An 8311-nucleotide genomic window follows, 5' to 3' on the forward strand; every position below is an offset into this window, starting at 1 on the left:
TCGCGGATTTTCTATTCGGTTTTTATTTGCTAAATTAGTTACTTAAACACGCCACTAATCATACACAAACACGTTAGCAAACATGCAGAATAACCTAATAATAGACTTTCATTAAAAATACACCAACCATAAAGTTCGAGGGTTCGTCAACATCAAGTTCATTTTTTGACATAGTAACTCTTAAAGAAGTTTTTGAGAGAACTCCTACCGACCATAGACAAACTGAGCATCACAAAGTATCTTTCTATGTATTGTTTATTATCACTAAAGGTGAAGGAATTCATACTATTGATTATAAAGATTATTCATATCAAGAAGGTACCGTATTTTCTCTAAGAAAAGGTGTTACTCATAAATTCATTAGAAGTAAAGCAAATGGTGAACTATTGATTTTCACTGAAGACTTTATTATTAAACATATTGGGAAGAAAGATGGCTTAAAATTATTACAGTTATTTAATGAACTATTAGAATCTCCGAAAATTCAATTAAACAAATCAATGTATTTGGAAGTTAAAACTATTTTAAAGCAATTGAAGACAGAATTACTACTCGAAAAAGATGAATATTCTTCGATCATTAAAAGGAGTTTATTACAAGTCTTAACATCAAAATTATATCGAGAAAAAACAAAAGACAAGAATATTAGTTCTAATAGTAAGTATTTAAATCAATTTTTGATATTTCAGAACTTGATTGAACAACAATGGATTGAAAACAAAACAGCTTTAAATTATGCTAAACAAATGTCAATCACTCCTAAAACATTAAATAACATCGTTAAGAGTATTATTAATAAACCTGCGAAGTCTTTAATTGATGATATAGCAACCACACAAATAAAACATCTTTTATTAAATACGGAGATGTCTGTTACAGAAATTGCATATCAATCAGGATTTGATGACCCAACTAATTTTTTTAAGTACTTCAAAAAAAACACCTCACTTTCTCCAAATCAATTCAGAAAAACACAAAAATAATTTTTCCCTTTTTTACAGTTTTTTTCCATTTTATTATCATAATAATAGTACGAGGTTATTATAATTTTGCTTAAAATATTAAAAGCAAAAAAAATGCATACAATTAGCAATGAAAAAACTTTAAAAACACTTAATAAACTCCATAAAGAATCTTCTTCAGAAAAGTTAACAATTATGAAAGGTGCTTTAAAAGGGATTTTTAGAGAATTAAGACCAAGCGATATGAAAAATGCTTATATCGCCATAACTAGAGATCAAGGAGAATACATCTATGATTTACTCATACGTGAAAAAGCGAAAAACATTATTGAATTCGGAACATCATTTGGAATTTCTTCTATTTATTTAGGAGCAGCAGCAAAACAAAATAATGGGCAGGTTATCACTACAGAGTTATTAGATTCTAAAGCCAATAAAGCGCTTCAAAATTTTATAGATGCTGATGTTGATAATCAAATAGATCTAAGAATAGGTGATGCAATGGAAACATTACAAAACACACCAGACAATATAGATTTCCTATTGTTAGATGGTTGGAATGATTTATACCTTCCTCTTATAAAAATATTAGAGCCAAAATTAAAAAATGGAGCATATATCTACACTGATAATATAAATTTCCCAGGCTCGAAATCATTTATAGAATATATTAAATCGAATCCCAGAAAATATAAAACAAAGCGATTGTCTGAAAATAAAGGCGGTGTAGAATTAACGGAATACACAAAATGATAACTTTCCCTTTTTTACAGTATTTAGGCTTTTTATTACCATTAACAAAACATTCGATCTGTCTAAATTTGCTGTATCAACTTTAAAAGATAAGATAATGACAAATAGAGAAGCATTAAACGCATTTTACGAAAAAGCACTAACAGTAAATACCGAAACAACTCCAGATGTTGTATTAAATAATATTTTGGCAGACAACTTTGTTTCAAAAGGTACAATTGAAAGCAAATCCAAAGAACAATTAATTGGACAATTAGGCTTTTTTTGGAAGTTAATTCCAGATTTAAAATGGGAACCACAAGAAATTATCAATGAAGGAAATAAATTTGTTGTGAGAAGTCTTGTTACAGGAACACCAAATGGTGACTTTATGGGCTTACCTACAGATGGAACAAAATCATTCAGCATCATGACTATTGATATACACACTATAATTGATGGAAAAGATATTGAAGTATATCATTTAGAAGATTGGGGAACAGCAATGAAACAATTAAAACAATAATTAACTATATAGCAAAATGAAAAAACTAATAGTATGTCTAGCTATAGCTTCAATTTTTGTAAGCTGTGACAAGACAAAAAAAGACGATTTAAAAACAGAAGAAACAACAACTAAAGTAAACGTTATGAGCGAAGCCGATAAACTAGCTGTAGAATCTCGAAAAACTTTAGACATTGCAAATGCCTACATGGCCGCAATGGGTAAAGGTGATATGCAAACAATGACCAACTTAATGCATGACGATATGGTATGGCAAAATGCTGGGGATTCTAGTTTACCATGGATGGGACCATGGAAAGGAAAAAAGGCAATACTTGAAGAGTTTTTTCCTGCATTTGGAGCAGGTTTTGTAACCAAAAAATGGGAACCAACTGATGCAATTTCTCATGGTGATACCGCTGCATATTTTGGACAAATGATTGGTCTATTGACTAACTCAAATAAAGAAACTAAAGAATTCACCTATGCCTTAAGAGTTAAAGTTAAAGATGGAAAGATTATACTTTGGAATTGGTTTGAAGATAGCTTTGAAGTCTCTAAAACATATCACGCAAAATAATTTAAACACTAAATTAATAATTTATGAAAATTTATAGAACATTAATATTGGCCTCATTGAGTATTTTAACTTTCACTTCATGTGATAGCGATGATGATAATTCTACACCAACAACACCGCTTAATGAAGAGGTAAATATGACTATGAGAAATACACTACAGGATCCAGGTGAAGATGAAGGCACATATCCAGCTTTATTTGGACAACCTGATGATGCTTATGATGAAATGGCTACTCTATCAAATTCTACAATAGAATTTGCAACTGCCTTGGCTCAAAACGGAACACCTGCAGGAGACGTAAACGGATTGTATAGTATCGATTTTACGGAGAGCACTATATCATATAGCCTTATTGCAGACCCAAGCGATCCATTTTGGGCAAATATAGCTGATGTTTTTGGAGTATTCCCAAACGGTAAATTTGATAGATATTATTATACTTTTTCAGAGCCACATAACATTTCTAGTTTCACTACTAACAATAGTTCTGTTAATTTAAGAATTGACTCTGATACAGTTATCGTAGTAGAAATAAGCGAAGGGTTTGTAGTTACTCCAGGAGCATCTTTCAGTATCATATTAAATTAATTTTAACCATTAAAACTTTAGCAATGAAGAAAATAACATTCTTATTAACCTTTATGGCATATAGTTTTATGTCTTTCTCTCAAGCATCTAATAGTTTAGATAAAGAAGAACACCTTTTAAATGGAACAAGTTTTATGTTTCAGTATCAAAATGCTGGTGCAATAGATATTTCTTTTGCAGATGATAAACTAACCTATAAATGGATAAATGGCAGAAATTCAGATAAGCCAGCTCAAACATATTCATACAAATCAACAAAAATAGATTCAGGTATTTATTTAGTTAATTGGCATGAACCAGATACGGCGAATTTTGTGACACAGGTTTATAATTTTAACAGCAACACAGTTAAAGTATCTGTTATTGCCAAATATGGTAGTGAAAAACCCTTTCTCGGTTTTCAATCTGGAGTAATAGAACATGTTCAGAAAAACAAACAATAAGTGGATAACCGCTTAATAAAAATTTGATTGATTGGTAGCACGTTTGCTAACAACGTGTATAAGTAATAGCGATTTGGTTCATAATTCAAATCGCTATTCTTTTTTATTTTGTAAATTACTTTCTGAAAGGTAGTAATATAAATTCGCTACTACTCATACACAAACACGTTAGGTGCAATTGCTCATTCTCACTCAAACTCAATTTATCTGTTTACTCATACTCTCTGTACGTTAGCTAGTGTCTGGCAATACGCACTTACTCAAATAGTAAAACGTGAGCTACTTACAACTAAATGTGATTACTCTTGCTCGCCTATTCCTAGCGTCCTTGAGGCAATATGTGTTTACTCTTCTGTTTCGCAACAGCATATAACAACGTGTATAGTTCATTGCTGGTTGTGTGTGTACTCGGAAAATCCTACGGATTTTCCTCTGGTTCGTATTTGTTTACTAAATTAGTTGCTCAAACACGCAACTAACCATACACAACAACGTTACAAGCAATTGCTCATTCTCACTCAAACTCAATTTATCTACTTACTTATACTCTCTGTACGTTAGCTTGTTTGTGGCAATACGTACTTACTCAAATAGCAAAACGTGAGCTACTTACAACTAAATGTGATTACTCTTGCTCGCCTATTCCTAGCGTCCTTGAGGCAATATGTGTTTACTCTACTGTTTCGCAACAGCATATAACAACGTGTATAGTTCATTGCTCGGAAATTCCTATCGGAATTTCTGTCGCTTCTGAACAATGGGTTCGCTCCTATTTACTATCTTAGTGCAGACGCAACGAAACCATACACGAACACGTTGGCAACAAGCTAAAAACAATCGAAATTATTGGAGAAATTTGAAAAAATAGTAAAAGAAATATTTGATTTAATTGCCGAATACGGAATTAAAAATAAACCACTTGATTTTAGAAATCCAGAGAAGATTACTGAAAAAGACAGAACTGAATTTATTACTCAAGTCCATAAAGGTTTCAGGCTAGGTCAAGATTTAATAATTCAAGAAATAGTTCCTCTACTCAAAGAACTCAAACTTCTTAAAGAAAATGAAAAACAAGCTAAAAGAGATAAAGACAAAGATTTGATTCAACAAATCAAATCAGATATCAATTTAGCCGAATATAAAATCAAAATTTTACGGCATTTTGCAGACTTTATTGCTTGGCAAGTTTTCCAAAAAGACTATTATAAAGCACGTAGGTTTTTTTCCGGTGATAAAAACAGACCAGACTTACTAAATACTAATTTAGATTCTGTTCTTACAGCTGTGCAACACTTTCATAAACAAGATGAAATTAATTTTGCTCTAATAACCGATTTGACATCGTTTATTGATATTGGAGATATTTTATTAATTAAAGGTGGAGAAATTGGAATTGTAGAATGCAAAGAAGGAGAAGTTCAAGAAAAAGTATTTGAATTTATAGATTCTGCTTCCAAAGAAGATTTTGATGTTACAAAAATTGATTACAGCGATAAAAATAAAAAGTTCTTTGACCAAGTAGAGAGAACCTTGAAACAAATGGAAAAAGGGGTCAAAGCAACGGATTTTCTAAAAAAAGAAGAAGGAACTGACCCTTTTTCCGATACTAAAATCACAATATTAGAATCAACAAATCCACAAGAATACTATTTTGAATATTTAATAGATTTAATTGAGGAATCAAAGAAAAATAATTCAACATATGGAGAAATTGAGGAAATAATTTATATCGGTATTTACCGAGAGAATAAAAGACCTATTTCACCGCATTTATTCAAAGGAATTGTGGAACACATTTATGAAAAAAATATAATTGTGGATTATGTAAATCTGATTGGTATTCCTTTAAAAGAACCGATATTTTTCAAACCTTTTGGCGTAGAAAACATTTTTGACATTTTGTTTGGCAGAGTAAAAATTTACCTTGCAATTAATTTGGAAAAACTTATTGAGTTATTTAATTCAAAAGGGATTCCTGTGAAATGGTTAAGTAGAAAAGAAACACATAAAATTCTAGACTATGAAAAAAGATTTAGACCTTTTGTTTTTGAAAATAGAGCATTAGAAATTACTGTAGATGGACAAAGTATGACTTTAGGTGATTCATTTTTAATCTATCTTCTTTTAGATAACATCAAACCAACTTCATACGTGGAAAGATATCTAAATTTAAAATAAAAGCCAGTTGCCAACAACGTGTATAATTCATTGCTAGTTCTAGCCTACTTGGAAATTCCTTCGGAATTTCCTCTGGTTCGTTTTAGTTTACTAATTTAGTTGCTGAAACACGCAACGAAATCATACACAAACACGTTAGGTGCAATTGCTCATTCTCACTCAAACTCAATTTATCTGCTTACTCATACTCTCTGTACGTTAGCTAGTGTCTGGCAATACGCACTTACTCAAATAGTAAAACGTGAGCTACTTACGGCTAACTGTGATTACTCATACTCACCTATCCCTAGCGTCCTTGAGGCAACACGTGTTTACTCTACTGTTTCGCAACAGCATATAACAACGCGTATAGTTCATTGCTTGTGCAATGATTACTCGGAAAATCCTACGGATTTTCCTCTGGTTCGTTTTCTTTTGCTAACTTAGTTCTAGCCAACGCAACTAACCATACACGAACACGTTACAAGCAATTGCTCATTCTCACTCAAACTCAATTTATCTGCTTACTTATACTCTCTGTACGTTAGCTTGTTTGTGGCAATACGTACTTACTCAAATAGCAAAACGTGAGCTACTTACAACTAAATGTGATTACTCTTGCTCGCCTATTCCTAGCGTCCTTGAGGCAATATGTGTTTACTCTTCTGTTTCGCAACAGCATATAACAACGTGTATAGTTCATTGCTCGGAAATTCCTATCGGAATTTCTGTTGCTTCTGAACAAAAGGTCTCTCTTTATTTGCTAACTTAGTGCAGACGCAACGAAACCATACACGAACACGTTAGGTACAATTGCAACTTCTCACTCTTGTAACTTACTCATACTCTCTTTACGTTAGCTTATTTCGGCGAAAACTGATTACTCAAAATTCCTTGCGTTAGCTCGTTTACTGCTTTATGTGCTTACTCTTGCTCACTTTACCTTAGATTGGTTGTGGTAACACGTTCTTACTCTATTGTGTTGCAACAGTACATAACAACGTGTATAGTTCATTGCTGGTTGTGTGTGTACTCGGAAAATCCTACGGATTTTCCTCTGGTTCGTATTTGTTTACTAAATTAGTTGCTCAAACACGCAACTAACCATACACGAATACGTTGGCAAACATTTAATGAATTATAATAGAAAAAGACATAAAGTTCTAAAGTCACTATCTGAAAGCAGAATAAAATTTGATAGTGGAACTGGTGAATCAGGATGGAAGTTAGGAGTAGGTTTTGACACTTTGTGCAAATCATTAAAATGTGATAGGGAAAAACTAGAGGTAATACTTTCTGAGTTGTACTTGAATAAAGACATTGAGTACACTAATGTTGACGTTGATGAAGTGTTTTCAACACAGCAAGGTCTTGTAACATTCGCAAGTAAAAAGTACATCAAAGAAAACAACAAACTAATTCTAAATTGGTTAAAAAACTTCAATCAAATATTAATACCAGTTTTATCATTAATAATAGCAATAGTTGCTTTAACAATTAAGTTCAACTCTATTCAAAAAGAAATTGAAAATAATCTTTCAGAAAAGTATTTAATACAAATAGATGATTTACAAAATCAAATAGATAGTTTGAAAAAAAATGATTCTCAGAATATAAAGCAAAATGAGTTTCCAAAAGATACCGTAAATTAGTATCAGAAAATTATAAATATAAATGTTTAAAACAATAAGGTTTTCAATCAAAAAATCCAAAATTCTTACTAAAATTAGAAAAGCATCTGAGCCGAAAAATTATGATACTCAAAGTGTTTTAGACCGAACAATGAAAAGTGCTGTGAGTGGAAATACTTTGAGTGAAAAAGAACTTTATACTGAGGAATTATTAACCCTACTTTCGAAAGACAAAGCAACTACCAATTTATTAACGAAACGCAATCTGAAATTTGATGATTTAAGAGACATGATTTCAATTCTTGAACAACATGGAGCAGGACAAATTGTAAAAGGACATTATGTTCCAGTTTCTTCAATTGCTTTTATTGACACACTTAATATTCTCTGTAATTATTGGGACAACGATGGATTCATAATTGAAGATAAATCGAAAATAGAATCGAATGATGCAATGGCCTATCAAATGATAAAATCATTCTAATACTAAAAAAAACGATTTGCCAACAACGTGTATAGCTAATTGCTTGTTTTGTGTGTACTCGGAAAATCCTACGGATTTTCCTCAGGTTCGTTTTTGTTTACTAAATTAGTTGCTGAAACACGCAACTAACCATACACAAACACGTTAGGTGCAATTGCTCATTCTCACTCAAACTCAATTTATCTACTTACTTATACTCTCTGTACGTTAGCTTGTTTGTGGCAATA

Annotated in this window: 9 protein-coding genes; all 9 read left to right on the top strand. The window is 31.6% G+C overall.

Going from position 1 to position 8311, the window contains the following annotated elements; translation table 11 throughout:
- Nucleotides 1-170: 170 nt before the first annotated feature.
- Complete coding sequence (locus Q0893_RS19385) at nt 171-983, top strand: helix-turn-helix domain-containing protein (RefSeq protein ID WP_299278938.1); 813 nt, start codon at nt 171-173, stop codon at nt 981-983.
- Nucleotides 984-1076: 93 nt separating this feature from the next.
- Entirely contained in the window at nt 1077-1715 is a 639-nt protein-coding gene (locus Q0893_RS19390; RefSeq protein ID WP_299278914.1) for an O-methyltransferase, read from the top strand.
- 97 nt (nt 1716-1812) lie between these two features.
- Nucleotides 1813-2220 (top strand): ester cyclase, encoded by a 408-nt coding sequence (locus Q0893_RS19395; protein ID WP_299278917.1) that lies wholly within the window; start codon nt 1813-1815, stop codon nt 2218-2220.
- A 16-nt stretch (nt 2221-2236) separates the two neighbouring features.
- A complete protein-coding gene (locus tag Q0893_RS19400; RefSeq protein ID WP_299278920.1) occupies nt 2237-2779 on the top strand; it encodes a nuclear transport factor 2 family protein in 543 nt (180 codons plus the stop codon).
- A 23-nt stretch (nt 2780-2802) separates the two neighbouring features.
- On the top strand, nt 2803-3369 hold the full coding sequence (locus Q0893_RS19405) for a hypothetical protein (RefSeq protein WP_299278923.1): 567 nt from the start codon (nt 2803-2805) through the stop codon (nt 3367-3369).
- A 23-nt stretch (nt 3370-3392) separates the two neighbouring features.
- Nucleotides 3393-3812 (top strand): MoaF N-terminal domain-containing protein, encoded by a 420-nt coding sequence (locus Q0893_RS19410; RefSeq protein ID WP_299278926.1) that lies wholly within the window; start codon nt 3393-3395, stop codon nt 3810-3812.
- Nucleotides 3813-4658: 846 nt separating this feature from the next.
- Nucleotides 4659-5990 (top strand): hypothetical protein, encoded by a 1332-nt coding sequence (locus tag Q0893_RS19415; protein WP_299278929.1) that lies wholly within the window; start codon nt 4659-4661, stop codon nt 5988-5990.
- Between the two features lie 1112 nt (nt 5991-7102).
- Complete coding sequence (locus tag Q0893_RS19420; RefSeq protein ID WP_299278932.1) at nt 7103-7621, top strand: hypothetical protein; 519 nt, start codon at nt 7103-7105, stop codon at nt 7619-7621.
- Between the two features lie 22 nt (nt 7622-7643).
- The gene (locus Q0893_RS19425) at nt 7644-8084 is read left to right on the top strand and encodes a hypothetical protein (protein WP_299278935.1); all 441 of its coding nucleotides are present in this window, start codon (nt 7644-7646) and stop codon (nt 8082-8084) included.
- Nucleotides 8085-8311: the final 227 nt, after the last annotated feature.

This window comes from uncultured Psychroserpens sp. (assembly GCF_947494225.1).
GTDB lineage: Bacteria > Bacteroidota > Bacteroidia > Flavobacteriales > Flavobacteriaceae > Psychroserpens.